Source organism: Paenibacillus yanchengensis, from assembly GCF_042684845.1.
Taxonomy (GTDB): Bacteria; Bacillota; Bacilli; order Paenibacillales; family Paenibacillaceae; genus Pristimantibacillus; species Pristimantibacillus yanchengensis.
Genome location: NZ_JBHUMH010000021.1, coordinates 44,189 through 67,474, shown reverse-complemented (window position 1 = coordinate 67,474; position 23,286 = coordinate 44,189). Strand labels below are relative to the sequence as shown.

Annotated in this window: 20 protein-coding genes; 5 read left to right on the top strand and 15 right to left on the bottom strand. The window is 39.4% G+C overall.

From position 1 onward, the window contains the following. Positions 1-96: 96 nt before the first annotated feature. On the top strand, positions 97-1,032 hold the full coding sequence (locus ACFSTH_RS10210) for a hypothetical protein (protein ID WP_377774378.1): 936 nt from the start codon (positions 97-99) through the stop codon (positions 1,030-1,032). Between the two features lie 97 nt (positions 1,033-1,129). On the opposite strand, the gene ACFSTH_RS10205 is transcribed toward ACFSTH_RS10210, so the two are convergent. The 8 genes from ACFSTH_RS10205 to ACFSTH_RS10170 all read right to left on the bottom strand — a co-directional run bounded on the left by ACFSTH_RS10205 (position 1,130) and on the right by ACFSTH_RS10170 (position 11,705). Beyond that, positions 1,130-2,431: a class II aldolase/adducin family protein gene (locus tag ACFSTH_RS10205; RefSeq protein WP_377774380.1), complete on the bottom strand. Its 1,302-nt coding sequence runs from the start codon at positions 2,429-2,431 to the stop codon at positions 1,130-1,132. Positions 2,432-2,506: 75 nt separating this feature from the next. Next, the gene (locus ACFSTH_RS10200) at positions 2,507-3,244 is read right to left on the bottom strand and encodes a LutC/YkgG family protein (protein WP_377774382.1); all 738 of its coding nucleotides are present in this window, start codon (positions 3,242-3,244) and stop codon (positions 2,507-2,509) included. A 32-nt stretch (positions 3,245-3,276) separates the two neighbouring features. Continuing rightward, the gene (locus tag ACFSTH_RS10195; RefSeq protein ID WP_377774384.1) at positions 3,277-4,785 is read right to left on the bottom strand and encodes a LutB/LldF family L-lactate oxidation iron-sulfur protein; all 1,509 of its coding nucleotides are present in this window, start codon (positions 4,783-4,785) and stop codon (positions 3,277-3,279) included. After that, positions 4,785-5,510 carry a (Fe-S)-binding protein gene (locus ACFSTH_RS10190; RefSeq protein WP_377774386.1) on the bottom strand — a complete coding sequence of 242 codons (726 nt, stop codon included), beginning with the start codon at positions 5,508-5,510 and terminating at the stop codon, positions 4,785-4,787. The genes ACFSTH_RS10195 and ACFSTH_RS10190 overlap by 1 nt, the downstream gene beginning before the upstream one ends. A gap of 95 nt (positions 5,511-5,605) precedes the next feature. Continuing rightward, complete coding sequence (locus tag ACFSTH_RS10185; RefSeq protein ID WP_377774388.1) at positions 5,606-6,364, bottom strand: DeoR/GlpR family DNA-binding transcription regulator; 759 nt, start codon at positions 6,362-6,364, stop codon at positions 5,606-5,608. A 65-nt stretch (positions 6,365-6,429) separates the two neighbouring features. Further along, positions 6,430-7,899 (bottom strand): rhamnulokinase, encoded by a 1,470-nt coding sequence (locus ACFSTH_RS10180; protein ID WP_377774390.1) that lies wholly within the window; start codon positions 7,897-7,899, stop codon positions 6,430-6,432. Beyond that, positions 7,896-9,116, bottom strand: coding sequence for an L-rhamnose isomerase (rhaI, locus tag ACFSTH_RS10175; protein ID WP_377774392.1), 1,221 nt, complete (start codon positions 9,114-9,116; stop codon positions 7,896-7,898). Before rhaI ends, ACFSTH_RS10180 begins: the two co-directional genes overlap by 4 nt. A gap of 519 nt (positions 9,117-9,635) precedes the next feature. Continuing rightward, complete coding sequence (locus ACFSTH_RS10170; RefSeq protein WP_377774394.1) at positions 9,636-11,705, bottom strand: bifunctional aldolase/short-chain dehydrogenase; 2,070 nt, start codon at positions 11,703-11,705, stop codon at positions 9,636-9,638. 250 nt (positions 11,706-11,955) lie between these two features. Here ACFSTH_RS10170 and ACFSTH_RS10165 point away from each other — a divergent pair, with 250 nt between their 5' ends. Beyond that, positions 11,956-12,783 (top strand): aldo/keto reductase, encoded by an 828-nt coding sequence (locus ACFSTH_RS10165; protein ID WP_377774396.1) that lies wholly within the window; start codon positions 11,956-11,958, stop codon positions 12,781-12,783. Positions 12,784-12,935: 152 nt separating this feature from the next. Next, positions 12,936-13,763, top strand: a complete 828-nt coding sequence (locus tag ACFSTH_RS10160; RefSeq protein WP_377774398.1) for an aldo/keto reductase — start codon at positions 12,936-12,938, stop codon at positions 13,761-13,763. A 57-nt stretch (positions 13,764-13,820) separates the two neighbouring features. Here the strand turns inward: ACFSTH_RS10160 and ACFSTH_RS10155 are convergent, their stop codons facing one another. The 6 genes from ACFSTH_RS10155 to ACFSTH_RS10130 form a co-directional block, all read right to left on the bottom strand. Then, complete coding sequence (locus ACFSTH_RS10155; protein ID WP_377774400.1) at positions 13,821-14,999, bottom strand: sn-glycerol-1-phosphate dehydrogenase; 1,179 nt, start codon at positions 14,997-14,999, stop codon at positions 13,821-13,823. 266 nt (positions 15,000-15,265) lie between these two features. After that, the gene (locus ACFSTH_RS10150; protein ID WP_377774402.1) at positions 15,266-15,577 is read right to left on the bottom strand and encodes a hypothetical protein; all 312 of its coding nucleotides are present in this window, start codon (positions 15,575-15,577) and stop codon (positions 15,266-15,268) included. 135 nt (positions 15,578-15,712) lie between these two features. Next, on the bottom strand, positions 15,713-16,324 hold the full coding sequence (locus tag ACFSTH_RS10145; protein ID WP_377774404.1) for a hypothetical protein: 612 nt from the start codon (positions 16,322-16,324) through the stop codon (positions 15,713-15,715). A gap of 397 nt (positions 16,325-16,721) precedes the next feature. Then, positions 16,722-17,150: an L-fucose mutarotase gene (gene fucU / locus ACFSTH_RS10140; RefSeq protein ID WP_377774504.1), complete on the bottom strand. Its 429-nt coding sequence runs from the start codon at positions 17,148-17,150 to the stop codon at positions 16,722-16,724. A gap of 65 nt (positions 17,151-17,215) precedes the next feature. Further along, a complete protein-coding gene (locus ACFSTH_RS10135; RefSeq protein WP_377774406.1) occupies positions 17,216-17,875 on the bottom strand; it encodes a class II aldolase/adducin family protein in 660 nt (219 codons plus the stop codon). Positions 17,876-17,894: 19 nt separating this feature from the next. Next, complete coding sequence (locus tag ACFSTH_RS10130) at positions 17,895-19,685, bottom strand: L-fucose isomerase (protein WP_377774408.1); 1,791 nt, start codon at positions 19,683-19,685, stop codon at positions 17,895-17,897. Between the two features lie 125 nt (positions 19,686-19,810). Here ACFSTH_RS10130 and ACFSTH_RS10125 point away from each other — a divergent pair, with 125 nt between their 5' ends. Beyond that, a complete protein-coding gene (locus ACFSTH_RS10125) occupies positions 19,811-20,833 on the top strand; it encodes a LacI family DNA-binding transcriptional regulator (RefSeq protein ID WP_377774410.1) in 1,023 nt (340 codons plus the stop codon). Between the two features lie 19 nt (positions 20,834-20,852). Here the strand turns inward: ACFSTH_RS10125 and ACFSTH_RS10120 are convergent, their stop codons facing one another. Further along, entirely contained in the window at positions 20,853-21,728 is an 876-nt protein-coding gene (locus ACFSTH_RS10120; RefSeq protein WP_377774412.1) for an AraC family transcriptional regulator, read from the bottom strand. A 164-nt stretch (positions 21,729-21,892) separates the two neighbouring features. Here ACFSTH_RS10120 and melA point away from each other — a divergent pair, with 164 nt between their 5' ends. After that, positions 21,893-23,194 carry an alpha-glucosidase/alpha-galactosidase gene (gene melA / locus ACFSTH_RS10115; RefSeq protein ID WP_377774414.1) on the top strand — a complete coding sequence of 434 codons (1,302 nt, stop codon included), beginning with the start codon at positions 21,893-21,895 and terminating at the stop codon, positions 23,192-23,194. Positions 23,195-23,286: the final 92 nt, after the last annotated feature.

Genomic DNA, 23,286 nt, shown 5'->3' with positions numbered 1-23,286 from the left:
GGGGATAAATATATGGTAAACTACATCTTTGCATTGGCACGATAAGTCTTATCATATACATACTACTAAATTCGTAATAACTATCGGGGTGACAATGTGGAAGATATGAATAAATACTATGAAATAATGGGACTCCCTGCTGCTTCTAGTAAAGATGAAGTCGAGAAACGGTATGACTTATTATTAAAACGAGAGCGTGAGCGACAAAAGACGGAACAACGATTAGGCCAATATCTTACAGCTACGGAACAAATGGAACATGCAGAAGCTGCTGCACAGTTTGCAGAAATTACGAATGCATTCAATCGTATATTAGATTATGAAAATCAAGTATATGCTGAGAAATTTAATGAACAAGAATATGGTAAGTACAGAAAATTGTCAACTACAGCTCAAAAGTTCGATCATTTTTGGCGCTATTACAAAGTTCACACGATAAGTGCCATTCTAGCAGTTGTATTAATTGTATACGGTGTAATAGCTTTCATCGATAAGCAAGAAGAAAAACGTTATTTGGCAAGTTTACCGCCTGTAGATGTAAGCGTTACTTTTTTGGGTAATTTTGCCACAAAAGATAATGACAGCAATTATGTTCCTATTAATGAAGCGTTTCTATCGTTATCATCAAATTGGCAACGATTCGATGCTGATATTGTTTACGTTCCACCTGATGAAATGAGTCAAGTCGCTTATTTACAACGAGCACTTGTTGTCGTTGCTTCAGAATTTGAAGATGTCTATGTGATGGACGAGTTTATGCTACAGTGGTTCGGTGGACAAGGTGGACTTGTTGATCTCGAGACTATTCCTAACCTGAAGCCATTATTAAAAGAAGAAAATAGCAAAAAATTTGCAACGGAAGAAGATCCAACGATGCGTACTTATGCCATTAAGATGGACCCGAAATTGATGATGGAAAAATTCCCAATTTTGGGACGAGATTTTTATATCGGGGTGCGAGTTAACGCTGAACGAAAAGACAATGCATTTTTACTTTTAGAGCAACTGCTAAAGCTTAATGAGAAGCGGTAACTTTCCAGATCAATAGCAAAAAACCAAGCTTATGATGACATACTTCATGTATGCATATTAAGCTTGGTTTTTGTTATAACTAACGGTGCAACAACAGTTAAGCTAGATTAAACGCCACTTTCAGGTCATCTATTCGTTGTTCGTCAATATGAACGATATCCCCTAATGCTTGTGCGGCTAAAATCGATTTCGCACTATATTCCGCAACTTCTAAGCGGTCGAATGTATTCAGCAAACTTTGACCCGTTACGATAATACAATTGTTTTCTACTAATGCTATTGGCGTGCACTCCGTAAATACAGCTGCTGCTTTCTCTGGTTCATTATACACCGCATCAAACGGAAGTTTCGGCGTACCTCTGAGCAGAATATAACTCTCTGGAATAGTTTTGGAATCAAATACTTTATCCGTTACCGCAAAAGACATAATGTTCGGTGGATGCGCAATAATTATCGAATCAATATGCGGATGCTGATCATAGATCGCTTGATGGAGCAATATTGATTTACTTGGTCGCTTCCCTTGCTCTACTTGACCATCGATTACTTTCACTAACTGATCAGGCTCCAAATAGTTACGATCAATACCAAATGGTGTAATAATAAAGTCGTTTTTGTTTATTCGTTGTGAAAATGTCCCTTGCGTACTAGTGAATAATTTTTGCGAATAAGAACGTTTAATAAGACGGCACATTTCCTCTCTTATTTCTAGTTCCCCTTGATTATATGGCTCTACTGGAAATATATCCACTTTTAACTCTCGTTTATTTCGTACAAGTTCAAATTGTTCATCAGTCAATAATTTTACTTCACCAACTCTAGATGCTTCAATTTCTAATCTTGCACAAAAATCAAGGGTTTCAAAAATTTGAAATGCTTCAAATAAATTTGCCCCACCAACAACTACACCGTGATTTTCCAACATAACAGAATTAATGCCTCGCGCAAATACATCTGCGATATTTTGCCCTAGCTGTATACTTCCAGGTAAAGCATACGGTGCAATACCAATTTCGCCACAAATTTGTCGTTCATTCGGCAACAATCTTGTATCGGGTACTTTTCTAACAATACTAAATGCTACAAGTGCTGGTGGATGAGCATGAACAATCGCTCCTAAATCTGGTCTGGATTTATAAATAAGTTGATGAAATGGAAACTCGCTGGATGGTTTATGCTTTCCCACATGTTGTCCATTTTGTTTGACACAAACCATATCTTCAATAGTTAGCGAGCCTTTGTCGACACCTGCGGGCGTTATCCAAATATCACCATTTTGATCACGAATCGATAAATTCCCCCCCGATGTCGTTGTTAATCCGTGTTGGTAAATTCGCTCCATTAATAAAAGTAATTGCTCTGCTGGATGTAAATGCTCGACACTTATTCGTGTTCTCATCAATAATCTCCCTTTCTAGTTGCACAGTAGTATTCTCCCCAATACCACCTTTAACCAAATAAAGACTTACATTAATTATCCAACTAACAATGCATAAACAACACCTGGTCCATGTACGCCAATCGTCAAGTCGTTCTCAATATCCGAAGAGCGACTTGGTCCTGATATAAAGTGAATACCAGCAGGTAATTGCTCTCTCTCTAACTCATCAAATTGGTTTAACACTTCCCCAAGTCGTGTATGCAAGCGATCGATTGGTACTATAAAATACATAACAGTAGGCAATAAACTAGCAGAACGACCTTTGTTCGCTGCTGACAATGTCACAATCGATCCGGTATAAGCAACTGCATAATCTGCCACTACAATGCCGACGTCTGCTTGTGCCGCTTCTTTTATCCACTGCTTTTCCTGATCCGTATTCCAAATACTAATTTGTGCTTCCGGTAATTTGTCTGCTAACCGCTTATTTAGCTCCGATTCAAGTAAATAAGCGTCGTTATGTTGCACAATATATTTTGCCCCTAATTCTTCACAATGCTGTACAATAAACTCATTCGCTTGCTCCAGCGTACTGAATTTAGCTGTATGTCCCCCAACAGACTGAAAAGTCTTCATAAACTGCTCTTCTTTTTCCGTCTGTGTCCAATTAAATTGCTCCCAAAACGAAGGCGCACCACGATATGGTTGTTCCGGTTTTTCCGTCATTCGAGGATGCCCCAAACGCCCCGCTATATGATTCATAAATTGTGCTTGCTTAGCTTTAGATTGCTGTTCCATTCGAGCAAGCCATGCTGCATGTTGTTCACTCATCTAGCTGCTGCCTCCTTTCCATGTTCAACCTATTATTTTTTGTTATCTTTTTTACGTTTTTGGACTAATGCTTCCATCCGATCTCGTTTAACCGTACTTAATTCTCGCAACTCTTCTTTTAATTGCTGATCAAGATTCGGCCAAGAAGAACGAAACGATTTTTTTGGTATACTTGGTGTTACGCGATAACTATTCCAACCTTTTAATGGTCCTAATTTGGTACGAATAAAACCATCTCGAACGACTAGCTTTTGCCCAATCTGTCCTAAACGAACAACACCACCCATTCTGCCAGAGCTATTCATAATTTTCGCAAAACCTTGCATACCAAGTGACTCTAACTTATTGCCATGTCCTGCTTCCACTTTTCTTCTACGCAAATAAACGAGCATATCGTGCAATGGTATTTTTACCGGGCAAGCTTCATAACAAGCACCACATAAACTAGACGCACCAGCAATATCATCCCACTCTTCCACTTTACTATTGAGAGAAGGAGTTAATACCGCACCGATAGGTCCACTATACGTACCGCCGTAGGCATGACCACCAATATGTCGATAGACAGGGCAAGCGTTAAGACATGCTCCACAGCGAATACAATTGAGCAGTTCTTGAAATTCAGGATCACCTAGCTGCAAGGAACGACCGTTATCTACAATAATAATGTGCATTTCTTCTGGTCCATCTAGATCATCCGAACGTCTTGGTCCTGTAATACCGGACATATACATCGTTAATTTCTGCCCTGTAGCAGAACGAGGGAGCAAAGTTGCCATCACTTCCAAATCTGTCCATGAAGGAATGATTCGTTCCATTCCCATCAATGTTATTTGTGTTTTGGGAACTGTACTTACCATCCGTGCATTACCTTCATTTTCAAATAAAACCATCGATCCGCTCTCTGCAATGGCGAAATTACAACCTGTCATACCGATATCAGCTTCGAGAAAATTTTCACGTAGTTTTTTACGTACAAAACCAGCAAGTGCCGTTGTTTCTGCTGGCAATTCATAACCAGCTTCCTTACTTAATAGCTCTGCAATTTGATAACGGTTTTTATGAATTGCTGGAATAACGATGTGCGAAGGCATCTCGCCAGCAAGCTGAATAATATATTCACCCAAATCCGTTTCGATTGCTTCCACATCTATCGAAGCTAGCGCTTGATTCAAATGCAACTCTTCTGTTACCATCGACTTTGATTTGACGACAGAGCGCGCTCCAGAATGCTTCGCTATATCTAGCGTTAGCTCGACTGCTTCAGCAGCGGTGGATGCAAAATGAACGTGAACACCATTCGCCCGTGCATTGTTTACAAACAGATCCAAATAGTAGTCCAAATGAGCAATCGTATGCAATCTAATCTGTCTACCTTGCTCGCGCCATAATTCCCAGTTGCCATGTTCTGTCGTAGCCTGCTGTTTACCATTGCGTAATCGCTCGGTTGTGAACTTTACCGCTTTTCGTAAAAATTCATCATGAAGTGCTAATTCCGCTCGTTCTCGTACCGTTTTTTTGACTGCTTGTTGTGCACTCATTATTGCTTCACTCCTTCATATAGCAGCTCCGCCAAATGCATTACTCTTACTTCTTTATTGCGATAATGCAAATTTCCACTAATATTCATCAAACAAGCCATATCGAGCCCTACTAATACTTCAGCTTCGCTTTCTAACACATGATCTGCTTTTTCGGTAACCATCGCACCTGAAATATGCGCCATTTTGATGGCAAAAGTACCACCAAACCCACAGCAATCTTCAGCAAATGGTAACGGCACTAACTCTAATCCAGCCACGTTATTCATCAACTGAATAGGTTCATCTTTTACACCCAATATACGAGTTCCGTGACAAGATGGATGATAGGTTACTTTGTGTGGAAAATTAGCGCCCAAATCCGTTACACCGAGTACATTCACCATAAACTGTGTAAATTCATATGTTTTTTCTTTTAATTGATGTACCTTCTCTAACATCGCTGGCTCTTTTTCGAACAACTTCGGATAATGATGAATCATTCCTGTACATGAGCCAGACGGTGCGATAACAAAATCGCTATCTTCAAATGCCCGTATAATCGTCTCTGCTGATTCACGTGCTTCCTGCCAATATCCACTGTTGTATGCCGGTTGACCACAGCATGTTTGAATCGTCGGAAATTGAAGCTCGATTCCTTCTCGTGCCAGCAGTCGTGCCATTGCTTCCCCTACTTTTGGAAACATAACGTCGCTAATACAAGTAATAAATAATGAGACCTTCATCGTCATCCCCCTAGCATAATTCGCTGCCAGGCCGATAGCAATACAGGCGCTGCGCTTCTTATTGGAAGCCAGCGCCTGTTTATTTGCACGGTCTGTTACACGATTGTTACTGTCATACCATTTTCTTTTAATTGCTGTTGATGGATATCTAATAGTCGTTGATCCGTAATAATATGGTCGATCGCTGTCACATCTGCCACATGCGTAAAAGATTGAACACCAAACTTACTAGCATCAGCTAACAAAACAACTTCATCTGCCATACCTACCATCCGGTACTTAATTCTCGCTTGTAACTCATTGGATTCACTAATTCCACGTGTCAGGTGAACGCCTTTGCAGGAAAAAAATAATTTGTCCACATGATATGCATCCAATGATCGTTCCGCTAACGGTCCAACGTACGATAACGAACGAGCGGCTAAAATACCACCAGTAGATATTACTTCTATCTTCTCTTTATGACTAAGTTCCAAAGCAACTTTGATAGAGTTAGTTAACACTGTTATCGGAATATCTGGCATCGATGCCGCCATATACCAAGCAGTCGAACTGGCATCGAGCAATATCCGATCTTTCGTTTGAATCAGCTTAATCGCTTGCTCAGCAATTCTTCGCTTTTCATCCGCGTACATAATTTCACGTTCAGAATAAGGAATTTCCGGTTGTTCCTCTTTGACACTAACCGCTCCACCATGCGTTCTCCGCAAGGAGCCGATTTGTTCCAAACGATCCAAATCTCTTCGGATCGTTTCTTCCGTTACTTGGCATAGCTCGCTTAATTCCGATACACGGATACTGCCTCGCTCGGTTACTAATTGCACAATATAATCATAACGTTCGGCAACTAACATAGTTCATTCCTCGCTTCATTGAAGTTGGTTCGTGCAAGGCAACGATAAGTTAGCCCTTTTGACACTTACTGTCCCGTTATTAGTTTATACTGTTCAAAAGCAGTATTCCACTCTTCTGTTTGCTTTGACTCATATATATCAATAGGAAAAGAACGTTTGATTACTTCTCTTGCTTCCCAAACATCCTTTAATTTCCCGGCAGAAATCCATTGTACAACCATGTTGCCAATCGCACTTCCTTCAACAGGTCCTGCCTTGATTGGTTTACCAATTGCATTAGCCGTCCATTGACAAAGCAGCGTGTTTTGAATACCACCACCAACAATATGGAGCCCATCGTACACTTCACCTGTTAACTGCTCAATTTGTTCCAGTGCAATCCGGTATTTAAAAGCTAAACTTTCCATAATTACCCGGGCAATGCTACCGACATCATCGGTCGTTTGTTGATTCGTTTGTTGCAAATAAACATTAATTTGGGCTGGCATATTACCAGGATGCATAAATAGTTCGTCGTCCACATCGATAAAACGAGCAAATGGCTCTGCTTGTTCTGCCAATTTCACTAACTCTGGGAATGAATACGTTTGACCAGCTTTTTCCCAAGCTCGACGACTTTCTTGAATAATCCATAGCCCCATAATATTTTTAAGCAATCGATAAGTGCCGTACGCTCCGCCTTCATTGGTAAAGTTCAATTGTTGTGACAGTTCATTAATAACCGGCGTTTGCACTTCCGTCCCTATCAACGACCACGTACCACTACTTAAATAAGCAAATGACTTTTCTTCTGCTGGTACAGCAACTACTGCCGATCCTGTATCATGTTCTGCTACAGCAATGACTGGAATCGGATCAATCGTTAGTTCCTCGCACACTTCTGCACTAAGCTGACCCACGTACGTACCAGGCTGAACAACGTTACCTAACATTTCTTTCTCTATATCAATCGCTTCTAATAAATGGTCATCCCAGTCTCCAACAATCGGGTTAAACAACTGCGATGTAGTCGCCATTGAAAATTCATTGTGCATCTCGTTCGTTAAAAAGTATCGTAGCAATGCTGGAGTCATCAATATATGTTTAGCGCCTTGCAACAAATGCGATTGATTCGTTTTTAAAGAAGCTAGTTGATAGAGTGTATTGATGCCCATCATTTGAATGCCCGTACGTCCAAAAATCGTTTCAGCAGATAGCTTTTCGATTAATTGCTCCATCACACCAACGGTATGAGTATCGCGATAATGATATGGATTACCTAACAACTTTCCTTGCTCATTCAATGTACCGAAATCTACACCCCAAGAATCGATCCCCATACTATCTAGCACAATACCACGGTTTTTCGCTTTAATTAATGCTTGCTTTAGCTCATGTAACAAACGTAATATATCCCAATGTAACTCGCCGCCGACTTGAACAGGATCGTTAGAAAAGCGATGCAACTCTTCCAATTCGATTTTTCCGTCCACCAACTGTCCAAGCACTGCCCTGCCACTACTTGCGCCAAGATCAAATGCTAGAACATAGGTCACCAGCTCGCACCACCTTTACCTCTAACTAAAATGTTTTTGCCATAGCTGCTATTTAGATAAGCTTGCATTGGATCAGCAGGTAGCCCTTGCTCTTCGCGAATTGCCACTAACAATGGTGTTACGTCAAATTCAAATGGACGACGTACCGCATGCTCTGCTGCTAATACATCATTTCTATTCGCCGCTTCCGCTACTTCTTCATGATTGATAAGTAACGCTTTGGCAAATTGTGTTTGTACATTTAATACAGAACGTAGCATTGCTGGAATTTTCGCTTCAATATTATGAGATTGATCGATCATATAAGCAATTTGCTCTACATTTTGACGAATAGCCGCATCTTGCGCACGTGCTGCATCCAAAATTTGATAGAAAATTAAATATAGTTCATATGGATTAACAGTACCAACGATCAAATCGTCATCCGCATATTTACGACTATTAAAGTGGAATCCACCAAGTCGCTTTTCATCTAATAAATAAGCAACGATATGCTCAATGTTAGCACCTTGCAAGTGATGCCCTGTATCTACCAATACTTCTGCTTGCGGTCCAAGTTTTTGTGCCAAATTATAAGCCATTCCCCAGTCCGCTATATCTGTATGATAGAAAGCCGGTTCAAAACATTTATATTCAATCAACATACGCATTTCTGGTGTCATAGCTTGATACATCGTCGTCAATGATTCTAGCATCCACGTTTTACGCTGTCTAATATGTCCTTGACCTGGATAGTTCGTACCATCGGCAAACCATAGGCTTAAATCACGAGAACCGGTTTCTTTAGCAATGTCTACACACTCTAGCAAATGCGCTGTTGCTTTTTGACGTACTTTAGCATCGGCATTCGTTACACTGCCAAGCATATATTCGTCTTCTTGAAATAAGTTGGGATTAACTGCGCCAATCGAAAGACCTAAACTTTCCGCATGACTACGTAACTTCCCATAATCCTCTACTTTATCCCACGGAATGTGAATTGCTACTGATGGAGCAAGCCCCGTAACTGCATGCACTTGTGCCGCATCTTCAAACTTTTCGAAAGGTGTGCGAGGTACTCCTTCTTTTTGAAACACTTTGAAACGCGTACCAGAATCACCATATCCCCATGACGGCGTTTCAATTTTTAGTGATTTCAACTTTTCCTTTACTACGTTCAAATCTATTCCCCGTGCTTGTTGTTGTTCCTCAAATAGTGCATAAGCGCGATCCACCATGAGCTAAGCCCTCCCATATTTAAATTAATTACATTTTATTTGATAGAAATAAGGCTCAAAACCTAAATCAGTGCTTGACCTGTGCTGATGTTAATTGGGTAGCGCGGCACGGAAGACCGTTTTGTACGATTTTTCGTACAGAGAATGGTCATTTCCAGGCAATGATAACTAATTTATACGATAAATCGTACAAAATTTCGCTGTTTGAATGCCGCGCCTTGCTTTATGTACGATTTTTCGTACAATCGGCATCAATTGGAATCAATTTGGAGGCAACTTGTGTGAAAAATCGTATAAATCGCTTCTTACTTCCTGTAATTGTCCGAGCCGTGAGAGACTATCTGCACGTTCACACGTCAAGTACTGATTTTGAGGTAGAGCCTGAAATAAATTTCAGTTCCACTTACTAAGTAACATTCATCATGCCTTATATCTATTTCATTGGATAAGCCATCGGCGTCATTAATGCATTTTCAGCTTGGGTTGCATCCAAACGACTATCTATTACTCGATATACGATTAACGAGTAAATGCTGCCGGAACGCCACCATCGATCGTTAACATACAACCCGTTGTTTTATCAGAACGAGAAGATGCGAAGAACGCAACGCCTTCCGCAATATCGCTAGGATAAATATTAACTTGTAGCGTCGTTCTTTTACGGTAGTACTCTTCTAATTGATCTGGCTCAATACCATAAGCTGCTGCACGTTCATTTCGCCAATTACCGTTCCAAATCGCTGATCCCTGTAGTATAGCATCTGGTAAAATCGTATTTACTCGAATACCAAACTCTCCGCCTTCTGCCGCAATACAACGAGCTAGATGAGCTTCAAGCGCTTTGGCTGCACTATAAGCTGATGCATTTTTTCCAGCGTAAACCGAATTTTTAGATCCGATAAATACCATATTACCGCCGACACCTTGTTGCTTCATCAATTTGAAAGCTTCACGTGCTACAAGGAAATATCCTGTACCAAGTACGTTCATATTCAAGTTCCACTCTTTAAGTGATGTTTCATCGAACGGACTTGATGTTGCCAAGCCTGCATTGTTAACGATAGTGTCCACACCACCGTAAGCAATAGCCGCTTCATTATAAGCTGCTTGCACCAATTCTTCACTCGTAACATCTACTTTAACAGCTATCGCACGGTTTTGTCCGTACTGCTCGTTAATTTCGTTTGCGATATTTTGCGCACCTTCCAAGTTCAAGTCGGCAAGGACAACGTGTGCACCTTCTGCTACAAGACGTCTTGCTGTTGCGCTACCGATACCACCTGCACCACCTGTAATAAAGGCAACTTTACGAGAAAACTCAGCTTCCGCTGGAGCAAGCGATAATTTGTACAATTCTAGTGGCCAGTACTCTACATTAAACGACTCATTTTCGCTCAAAGATACGAAATTACCTAGTGCTGTTGCTCCGCGCATAACCGCTATCGCTCGGTGGAATAATGCTCCACTCACTTGCGACATGAACCAGCTTTTTCCTGTATTGATCATGCCGACACCTGGGATAATGATGACGCGCGGTGCTGCTTCAAACATAACGTCGCCTTCATTTTTGTTGCGCTCAAAATATTGCTTGTATTGCTCTTTATAACTTGCCACACCTGCAACTAGCTTTTCTTTCAATCCTTCTATATCATCAGCATTCGGCACCCAATCGATAAATAGAGGAACAACTTTTGTATGTACCAAATGATCTGGGCAAGCTGCACCAACTTGTGATAGTTGAGCAGAATCACGACCGCTAGCAAATGCTAGTACGTCTGCTTCATCATCGTAGGACAAAATCATTAGCTTCTCATCGCTTACTGCTCCACGAATAACTGGCATAACTTGAGCTGCAACATTACGTCTAACTTCTGGAGCTAATGCGTCATATTTTTTACCGCCAAATATTTTATCAACTTGTACACGAGCTTCAATAAATTGCTCTGCTTCATTAATTATTTTGATCGTTTGAGCATAAGTTTCCTCAGAAGTTTCTCCCCAAGTAACTAAACCATGCTTTTCCATCAGCACACATTCTGCTTGTGGATTTGCAAGTACACCTTCTGCAATCATTTTGGACAGTGTAAAACCAGGACGTACATATGGAACCCAAACAAATCGATCACCAAAAATTTCTTTGGCTAGTTCTTTACCGTTATCTGCACAGCACAGACTAATAATCGCATCAGGATGCGTATGATCAACATGTTTAAATGGTAGAAATGCATGCAACAACGTTTCAATAGAAGCACGAGGATGTTTTGCATCGATCATACAATTAGCCAAATAAGCAACCATATCTTCATCGGACATTTCGGAACGCTCAAACAAAGGACGAATATCATCCATGCGTAGCCCTGTAAAGTTACTTGCTTTCATAGAAGCTAAATCTGATCCACTACCTTTAACGTACATAACTTCCACATCGCGTCCACGGAAATCTTGTTCGATTACTTTGCTTGATGTATTACCTCCGCCGAAATTACAAACACGACGATCTTCTCCAATAATATTAGAACGATAAACGAGTTCATTTAATCCTGCTTGTAAATTATTTGCAACTTCTTTATTCCAAAGTGATTGTACCATTCCCAATTCCTCCACCAATTTGTAATTTCTAAAATAATTGCTCTAGATTATTTAGGTTTACTTCTGTTTCATCCAGTATATCATCTTTGTTTGTGTTTGAATATACATTAAAACAAAAATAATCGGGCATTTTTTTCTTATTTCAAATATTATCAATAGTAAAATAACATTTATTTGCCAACTCTATTTTTCAACGGTTATACTGAATATAGTCATGAAACCAATGATATTGTTTATAGGAGGAACTGCGATGAGACAAGCTTGTACTCAAAGTGTCGCATTAAGCAATGGCGTTAAGATGCCACAACTTGGTTTAGGTGTTTGGAGAGTGACGGAGGAGGGATTGGCAGAGCGGAGCGTTTTAACTGCGCTAGAAGTGGGCTATCGCCATATCGACACAGCAGCGTCTTACAAAAACGAGCATGAAGTGGGTGCCGCCCTTGCAAAAACTAGCGTTCCACGCGATGAAATCTTCGTTACGACAAAAATTTGGAACGATGACCAAGGGTTTGAAACAACGTTGTCAGCATTTGAACGAAGTAGTCAAAAACTCGGAGTAGATGTCATTGATCTTTTACTTATCCACTGGCCTTTGAAAGATAAATTCATTGATACTTGGCGAGCATTAGAACAGTTATATAAAGCTGGTAAAGTTCGCGCGATAGGTGTTAGTAATTTTCAAATCTATCATTTGGAAGACTTGTTCGCTCATGCAGAAATTAAACCGATGGTTAATCAGGTCGAATATCATCCGTTACTTACACAAGTGCCTTTGCTTTCCTTTTGCAACGACCATCAAATTAAAATCACCGCTTGGAGTCCATTAATGCAAGGCAATCTAGAGATCCCGTTACTGCAAGAGATCGCCGCCAAATATAATAAAACGGCTGCTCAAATTATATTGCGTTGGGATCTACAAACAGGGGTAATTACGATACCAAAAACGGTGACACCTGCTCGTATGATTGAAAACGCTACTATTTTCGATTTTGCATTGACAGAAGATGAGATAGCTCGTATATCTAGTCTAAATGAAAATAAACGGTTTGGGATTGATCCAGATACATCTCTGCTTTAGCAGACATAGAGCAAAATAGTCATCATATATCTCATTTTAAAAAAAGCTATCGATTTGCCAAATCCATTTTCTAACGGCTATACTAAAAGATAGAATTAACGATAGAATTATTCCATCCATTTCTACATTTTACTTTTCAAGGAGGATTTATAATGACACAACCTTTGACACAAAGCTTAACACTAAGCAATGGAATTACTATGCCTCAGCTTGGTTTAGGTGTTTGGAAAGTTGCAGAAGAAGGACAAGCAGAACGTACTGTTTTAGCTGCACTAGAAAACGGATATCGTCATATTGATACAGCAGCTATTTATCAAAACGAAGAAGGTGTAGGAGCTGCACTAGCAAATACGCCAGTACCTCGGAACGACATCTTTGTTACAACAAAAATTTGGAACGAAGATCAAGGGTACGAATCAGCGTTAGCTGCCTTCGAACGAAGTCAAAAGAAACTAGGATTAGATGTTATTGATTTGCTGCTTATCCACTGGCCAGTAAAGGGAAAATATAAGGACACTTGGCGAGCATTAGAGCAAATTTATAAAGACGGAAAAGTACGGGCAATTGGTGTAAGTAATTTTCATATTCATCATTTGGAAGACATATTTGCAACATGTGAAATTAAACCAATGGTCAATCAAGTAGAATATCATCCACTACTTACACAGGAGCCACTCCTTGCATTTTGTAATCAACATCAAATCAAACTAACGGCTTGGAGCCCGCTCATGCAAGGTAATTTGGACATCCCACTGCTTCAAGAAATCGCTGCAAAGTATAATAAGTCCGCTGCCCAAATCGTGCTGCGCTGGGATATTCAAACGGGAGTGATTACCATTCCCAAAACAGTTACACCAGCTCGTATGATCGAAAATGGAGACGTTTGGGATTTCGAGTTAACTACAGACGAGATCGCTCAAATTTCTGCGCTTAATCAAAACAAACGATTCGGTGCAGATCCAGATAACTTTAATTTCTAAATAGTAAAAGCAGCATGACAGAAAGCAATTTCCTTTGCTTCCACCATGCTGCCTTTTTTATTCGCTTATTCCTTTGTTTTCGCCTGTTCGTTTTATCCGCAAGACAGTATAACGATTAGGTCTAATTTCATGAGCTGTTCGCAAACTGTTTTCTAGTATTGATTTGTCTATGCCAAGTTGCTCAACAGTAGCTGGTCCACCAACTTGTTGGAGCAATTGTTCTAATTGGTGCTGTGTTGGTAAAGATGCTACTAAAGATGTTAAAACAGCTCTATCCTCTTTAGATAAGGCACTTGTCTGCTCATCAGTAATCAGCTTATGATACAGTTCACTAATTAACGTACAAGCAACCCCCACTTTTGCACCATGTAACAATTGATTTTTAGTCGCTTCCAAATACGCCATTTCCCAGCTATGCGATAGATGATGTTCTGCTCCCGAAGCAGAATGTGAGTGACCGAATTGGAGCATAGCAAAACCTGACAATAATAATGCTTCTAACAATAATTGAATAGCTTTCTTCTCACCCGCTGCAATAGCTGACACTTCCAGCACACATGCCAGCAATGCTACCTTCGTCTTATCCGCCACCTGCTGATCATAAGGTTCTCCATAGCGTAAATGTCCGAATTTCCAATCTAGTAAAGATGTATATTTACCTAACATATCGCCAAACCCCGCTGCAATCATCGCACGTGGCGCAGCTACTAAGACGTTAATATCTGCAAACAAAGCAGTTGGTCCAATCGCAGCTATCGTAATTTTTTGCCCTTGAATAATCAGTGGTGCACCTTTAGAAGTGAATCCATCGACAGAAGGGGCTGTTGGAACAGATATAAACGGTATTTTACTAGCAAACGCAGCATAGCGAACAATATCATGAATCGTTCCTGCTCCAACCGCAATAACAACATCCGCTTGATGCCCTGTAATGGCGAGTAATGCTTCCACTACCGCTGCTTCGTCAGCAATAACATCACCATTTTGTTTGGCAGTAATTAGTTTAACAGCTACAGCTTTTCCTTGTTTTTGCAATTGCGTCTTCACAGCCTCATTAATACCCGTCACTTCATCAATCTTCTGATCACTAATTAAAACGATCCGTCCGTAACCTTTTGCTACAACAAAATGAGCGAGCTGATCTAGCGCATCCTCGCCAATAGCTAACCGCTCTAATCCATTACTTTCTCCATACACCCATTCCTGCCACTGCTTAACATCTACCTTTTCCTTCATCTGGTCTACTCCTCATTTCTGTTTTCAATCTCATAATGAAGTGCTACATTTCCAGCAAATCGATCACCTGTAATAACAATAACAGTTTCACTAAAATCGTATAAGTTCAAAATACTCTCTTTATCCTTTTTTTCTCCACGCTTTTATTTTATTCACTATACCAAATTTTAGAAAATGTTACATCTGTTTTTGTAATTACTCATCATTCTGCTAACCAAAAAAGCAGTCGAATAAGGAATATCCTCATTCAACTGCTCCGTTTCCTTTTATTTGCCATACTCACCTTGATTATCAGCTTGCAGATAAGTCCCTTCACCAATTTCGATAGCTATTGATTTACTAATATCAATATTACTGATTTTAAATATTTTTGTTCCTACTGGGTACTTATTTGAAAATGTTCGTTTATAATTATAAGTCGCTTCTTTTGTAACAAGCTTATCAATCTCACCTAATTGCTGTTCAACATGATCGAGTGTTTGATTAGAAACATTATAAATATTATTTTGATATACAACAAAATTAAATGCCCAATCACTTGCACTATTACTACAACCTATTAACATAAACGTCATCACAAGAAAAATACTCCTATATTTTGCTCGTTTATTCATCTAACCTGCTACTATAACACTATAAAGTTTAACTTCAATTGTTCCAATTTACTTCTTCACATATACTATTTATTAACGAAACGACTCCTACAGAATAGATTAATCTTTTTTCAAACTATTTTGTTCCGATCTTGGAGATGTAATATGAATTTGCAATACCTTTTTGTTCTGTTCCGTCGTGCCAATTTTAACATAAAAATAGCTATTATCGCTCCCTTGCCACATGATGTTTACATCGCTAGCTCCTGAACGAATAGCATGTTCGAGTTTTTCTAAATTATCAGATTTAGGAGAGGGAAAATGCTCCGATAATAGTAAATTCATAGTTTCAAGCAAAGAATTAAACTGGTTATCATCTGTAGTTATGAACCAATATTCCCCGGATATTAGTTGTTCTTCTTCAAAATTATAGATGACTTGCTGTTGCATATTACTATTTGAAAGTAAATCACTTGCTACTATAATCCGATTAGTTTCATTCGATTGAATGGTCTCATTTTTTAGCTGGTCAATGACTGCTTGTTTATTAACTGACCATGGAAAGTTCTCAAAACTGTAAACTTCTATTTCAGCCATCGTTATCAGTTGTTGCTTTAGATCGTTTTGAATAATGAGTTCATTGTTTTCCTTTACTTTAGTACAACCGCTTACAATAAATGTGGAGATCAATAAGAAGACTAAACCATACAACAATATGCTAGCGTTTTTCATCCTATATCATCCTTTTCTTCATTATATAGTATATCCTACTCGATAATGGAGTGCTATGTTTGTACGTTTTTTCTTATAAAGATGGATTCCAATCATCACAATTGTGGTTGTTTATTTGTTTTATCGTATAAAATCCTTACGTTCAATCTAATATCGGGGTCAATTTATATGATTTTTAGTATAAACTTGATCTCCTCCAGTACTTATTTGAATGTTTGTACGTTTTTTCTTACAAAATGCTTCTATATTCTCTATTACTAGATGATGAGATTTTAGATTGCGTTGGATAGTTTTAGTTAAAGATGGAGCTATACTGTATGGGTACACTTAAAAAGCCAGATAGAACATTTTACGTTCTTTCTGGCTTTTCATCATTATAGAAAATTATTTTTAGTTATTATTTCACTACGCCTTTTTTCAATATCAAGTTAGCATAAAGTGCTTTTTCGCCTGTAGCTACGATTGCATAAGCTTTTTTAGCTCGCTCATAAAACGCAAACCGTTCCATCTCTTCGAATTTTCCTTCGCTAGACTCATGCTTGTCAACGATTGCTTTGTATTCATCCCAGATTGGTGTTGCAATAGGATCGCCTGGCGTTACCGCCATTAAGGCAGCTGGTTGATCGACATATTGATCTAATGGGAATACTTGCATAACAGCATCTAGCAAATCAGGAATCGAATGCCCATCTGCACGAATTAACCTTTGCGCATGGCTTGCTGCCGGAAAGTTACCATCTGCGAAAACTATCTCATCGCTATGTCCCATTTCCATTAGTACTTTCAACAGTTCAGGTGAAATGATAGCTGGAATTCCTTTTAACATTGCGTCACCACTTTTCATAAATATACTCTTACTATGCTTCTATTCATTATGGCAGGATTGCTCGATTATTGCATCTTTTGTAGCAGTTGTACGCGATAAGCTTCACTTTCCAGTGATGCTATTTCTTCGTATTCTGCATCTGTTAACACTTTAGGTTCTTTGATCGCTTTGGCAATCAAAAATATTTTTGCACTTTCCTCTACAACTTCTGTTCTATAATAAGCTTCTCGCAAATTACGTCCCGTTGTTACAAGTCCATGATTACCAAGTAATACTGTACTTGCTTCATTTACAACAGCTGCATAAGCATCCGCTAATTTGTCTGTCGTTGGCAGTACGTATGGTAAATATAATGTTTTGCCTACTAGTGCTGCTTGGTCTGGGAACATAATTGGCAGTTCTTCTTCCACTAATGTAAAGGCAATACAATACGGTGGATGAGTATGCACAATAGCACCAATATCCGGATTAGCACGATATGCATACAAATGCATCAACACTTCAGACGAAGGACGGAACCCCGTATCAGTAATCGCTCCTGTTTCTATATTCACTTCTACCCATTGGTCAGGTTCAATTTCATCAAGAGCAAAGCCACTTGGTGATAAGTACATAAATCCTTCAAACTTTGCACTTAGATTACCGCCCGGACCTACGACTAATTTATTTGCTACTACTTTTTTGGCATATTTACAAAGTTCTTCTCTAATCGCTTGACTGCTCATCGTTAACACCTACATCTTTCTACTTATATAAAGGACCAAAGTTAGTACATGCTCTAAAGTCAGCTGCTTCTAGTTGTTCTGTACCAAACAAGCTCCAAGCACGTGGACGGAATATTTTCTCATCCGCAACGTTATGCATACTTACTGGAATACGTAACATGGAAGCAAGCGTGATAAGATCTGCGCCGATATGTCCATAGCTTATCGAACCGTGGTTAGCACCCCAATTGTTCATTACGTCATAGACAGAAGTAAACGCACCTTCGCCCGTAACAATTGGTGCAAACCATGTCGTTGGCCAAGTTGGATCGGTACGATCGTCTAATACATCATGTACTTCTTGCGGTAGCTCTACCGAATATCCTTCGGCAATTTGTAATACAGGTCCTAAGCCTTTTACAATATTCAAACGTGACATTGTCATTGGCATACCGCCTTTGGACAAGTAATCGGAGGAATATCCACCGCCACGAAAGTAACCTACGTTAGCTGGACGCCACGAAGTAGCTTCCAAACATTTGTCTGCTTCTTCTTGCGTAATTTCCCAGTGTGGCTTCATAACAGGCTCGCCATCTCTAGATTGCTCTCCTGTACCGTCTAATGTCGCTGATCCAGAGTTAATTAAGTGCAAAATACCATTGGCTGCAGCACCTGGCAGTTCATAACCAGTCACACGTTTTACGGATTCTGCTCCCCAATATGTACGCACATCCGCAAATATTTGGGCTGTATTCGTCAGCAAGTTTCCGAACAACATTACCGCACCATTCAAGCTATCATTTTCTGTAGCTACCATATATGGCGCTCTAATTCCGTTCCAATCGAACGAGGAATTCAGCATTGCTTCCATAAAGTCACCGTTCGGGAAATGATCCGTCCACTGACGTTGTCCTTGGAATCCAGATACTACCGCATGGTGTCCCATTGCTTCTTCTTCAAAACCAAGCTCAGCAAGACGCGGATTACCAATCATTAAGTCACGAGCAATTTGCGTCATTTTTACAACTGTTTCCCAGTTCTCATCTTTTTTCTCACGAGATTGCTGAATTGCTGGATCGTTAATATCAGATCCTTCAATACAGTTTTCTTTAACCCATGCCATTGCTTTTTCAAACTCTTGATCATCATATATACCTTCATTGATACGACGTACAAATTCTGACATATCGATATACTCATTACGCATACCAAGATACTCTTGGAAGAAACTATCATCTACAATAGAGCCTGCAATTCCCATGGAAACAGATCCCATGGACAAATACGCTTTGCCGCGCATGTAAGAAACCGCTAATCCAGCACGAGCGAATGAAATGATTTTCCCTTTCACATCATCTGGCACGGAAGTATCTGTCGCATCTTGCACTTGTTCTCCATAAATACCGAAGGCAGGTAGACCTTTTTGAGCATAACCAGACAATACAGCAGCTAAATAAACCGCACCTGGTCTTTCCGTTCCATTGAATCCCCATACTGCTTTTGGAATAGATGGATCCATATCCATCGTTTCCGTTCCATAACACCAACAAGGCGTTACTGTTATCGATACCCCTACATTTTCTTTAGCAAATTTATCAGCACATGCAGCAGCTTCTGCTACGCCACCAATAGTAGTATCTGCAATGACACATTCTACAGGCTCTCCATTCGGATAGCGTAAATTTTCTGATATTAAAGCAGCAGTAGCTTTGGCCATATTCATCGTTTGTTCTTCAAGCGACTCACGAACACCTCGACGACGACCATCAATCGTTGGTCGAATACCTATTTTCGGAAATCCACTTGCAAACCTATGTTTTTCAATTGACATTGTAAGCCCTCCCATATGATAATAAATGTTACCGATAACTTTAATCTAACAACTTATTCTCTTGCTGTCAACGATAGATTTTGAGTATGATAATAATTAGGAATGATTAATAAGGAGCTAGACAGATGGTTACAATATATGATGTAGCAGCAAAAGCGAATGTTTCAGCAATGACGGTTTCCAGAGTTATCAATAACACTGGAAAAATAAGCGAAAAAACAAGAGCGAAAGTAAAGCGAGTAATGGAGGAGATGAACTATGTACCTAACCAAACTGCTCGTAATTTAGTATTACAACAAACGAAATTACTTTTTTTATTAATTACAGATATTACCAATCCTTTCTATATGACGGTAGCGCGTGGTGCAGAGGATGCTGCCAAAAAGAATGGATATCGCCTTCTATTTGGAAATAGTGATGAGGATTTAGAAAAAGAAGCTGACTACATTTCGACCATTTTAACGATGCGGGTCGATGGTGTACTTATTGCTCCAACAGGTGACCCTTCCTTAGCCAATCTCGAAGCACTACACAAACACAAAGTACCACTGGTATTACTCGACCGAGAAGTACCTGGTATCAATTGTGATATTGTACTTGGAGACAGTAAAGAAGGAGCACGTGAACTAGTAGAACATTTGATCGAAAATGGTCATCAACGAATCGCACTAGTCAATGGTGACTCGTCCATCTCTAGTGCTAGGCTCCGACTGCAAGGCTATCGTGAAGGATTATTACTAAACCAAATCGAGCTGCACGAAAATTATATTTATGAAGCAAGTTTTGGAGCAAAGCATGATCTTTCTCGTTTGTCTGAATGGCTCAAGCAACTAACGCCACCTCCTACTGCCATTGTTGCTGGTAACAACATATTAGCAGTAGAAATTTTACGTGTATTAGAGGAGCAAAATATTGATGTTCCAGAGCAATTATCGCTCGTTTGTTTTGACGATTTGGGACCATATTCCGAAAGCAAGCCATTTTTGACCGTTGCAGCACAACAAGCCTATCAGTTTGGATATTTGGGTATTCAGATGTTAGTGGATCGTATTCAAGAACGGGAAGCAGAGCTCCCATACCGAAAAATTGTGTTACCAGCTCATTTGCAAAAACGTCGTTCCGTAAAAAAGTTATCCACATCAACTTAATAGCGATGCGACCAAATGATTATTGTTGTTGCTGTTGCAGCCGAAATGCAGTTGGCGTCATTCCACTCCATTTGCGAAACTGTTTACTAAAAAATAACGGATCACTATAGCCGACGGATGCAGCAATTTGCGTAATAGTTAAATCTGTGAGAAGCAGTTCTTCTGCTTTTTTCATTCTTACTTTAAATAAATATTGTTGAGGCGACATTCCGGTCGCTTCTTTAAACAACTTCGTTAAATGTGCCCGATGATAACCAAGTGTATGAGCAATGGTTTCAATGGATAAGTGCCGACCGTATTGCAAAGAAAACATTTGAATCGCTTGATCCACAACTTTAAAAGACTGTGATGCGGATCGAACAGGCTTTTGCAGCTCTTTTCCAATAGCAATATCGTTACGTGCTTTTTGTGCGCCAAGTTCATACAAAATCGTACGTAATAAAGCAGCAGATCGCATATTTCCTAACTCAGGAGTCAGCTCGATTTCCAAACTTTGGCGAACTTCTTTCATCAATAATGTGAATGTTTCGATGGAGCAATTACCAATTACTGCTTGATCCGGTGTAATACCAACACTTTGCAATGCTTCTTCTACTACGTCTCCACTGAATGCTACCCAGCTATATGTCCATGGGTTTTGTGCATCTGCTTCATATTTCATTAGTATATCTGGAAAAGTAACAAAAACATCTCCTGCACTGCAAATCGTGGTTGTCCCAAGTGTTTCAAACACGCCGACACCCGATTTAACAATATGAAGCAAATAATAATCATGCACTGCAGGGCCAATGTAATGTCGTCCAACCGGTTCACCTTCACCGCTAAACAAGACAGACATTTCTTTTTTTAATGGAACTGCATTTAACGATACTGAAAAATAATGATGATCTTGCATTTAATTACCTCCAAAATTTGCGACATTACTCCATATATAGATGCGTTACTTCCATGTTCATAATAGCAGCACTCCACTATACTAAGTGTAAATAGAGCTTATAACAACAAGCATATTTAAATAACAATACGTATTACCCCTAATTCTAAAGGAGGATGTTTAAATTGTCCAAAATTACATTTATCGGAGCTGGAAGTTCTGTCTTTGCCAAAAATATACTTGGTGACGTGATGCAAACACCTGCATTGCAAGGGTTTGAATTAGCACTATTTGATATTGATTTAGAGCGATTAAAAGATTCTGAGCAAATGCTACTCAATTTGAAAAAAACAAGCAATAGTACTTGTACTATTAAATCTTATACAGATCGTAAAGATGCACTTCGCGGCGCTAAATATATTGTTAATGCTATCCAAGTAGGTGGCTATGATCCATGTACGATTACCGACTTTGAAATCCCTAAAAAGTATGGTTTACGACAAACGATCGCTGATACAATTGGAATTGGCGGAATATTCCGAAATTTGCGAACAATTCCTGTAATGCTTGACATTGCTCGTGACATTAATGAAGTATGCCCTGACGCTTTATTTTTAAATTACACTAACCCTATGGCTGTGTTAACAAATGCGATGATTACTTATGGTGGAGTAAATACAGTTGGTTTGTGTCATAGCGTTCAAGTATGTGTGCCAGAATTGTTCAAGTCACTCGACATCGACACAACTGGTGTAAAATGGAATATTGCTGGTATTAACCATATGGCTTGGTTGCTTGATGTTAGTAAAGACGGCGTAGATTTATATCCAGAAATTAAAAGAAGAGCTTTACAAAAACAAGCAGAAAAACATCCTGATATGGTTCGTTTCGAAATGATGTTGAAATTTGGTTATTACATTACGGAATCATCGGAGCACAATGCTGAATATCATCCGTATTTCATTAAACGTAACTATCCGGAATTGATCGAACGATTCAATATTCCGTTGGATGAATATCCACGTCGCTGTGTGGAGCAAATCGAAAAGTGGAAAACAATGCGTGAAGAGCTAGTTAACAATGTTAACTTGGAGCATCACCGTAGCCATGAATATGCATCTTATATTTTTGAAGCAATGGAAACAGATATACCATTCAAAATTGGCGGAAATGTCATGAATACAGGTGGTCTAATCGCTAACTTGCCGCGTGAAGCTTGTGTCGAAGTACCTTGTTTAGTAGACCGCAACGGCGTACAACCTACTTATATTGGTAATTTACCTCCACAACTAGCAGCACTTAATCGCACGAACATTAATACGCAATTATTAACATTAGAAGCAGCAGTAACGCAAAAGAAAGAGCATATTTATCATGCAGCTATGCTTGATCCGCATACATCTGCTGAGCTTTCAATGGATGATATCGTAGCAATGTGCGACGATTTAATTGAAGCACATGGTGACTGGTTACCACAATATAAATAATCAATAAAGAACTAGCTAAGTTATCTATGGCGAAAAGCCTAAAATAACTTAGCTTTTTTATTTTTTTAAAAAAATACAAGATATACGAATAA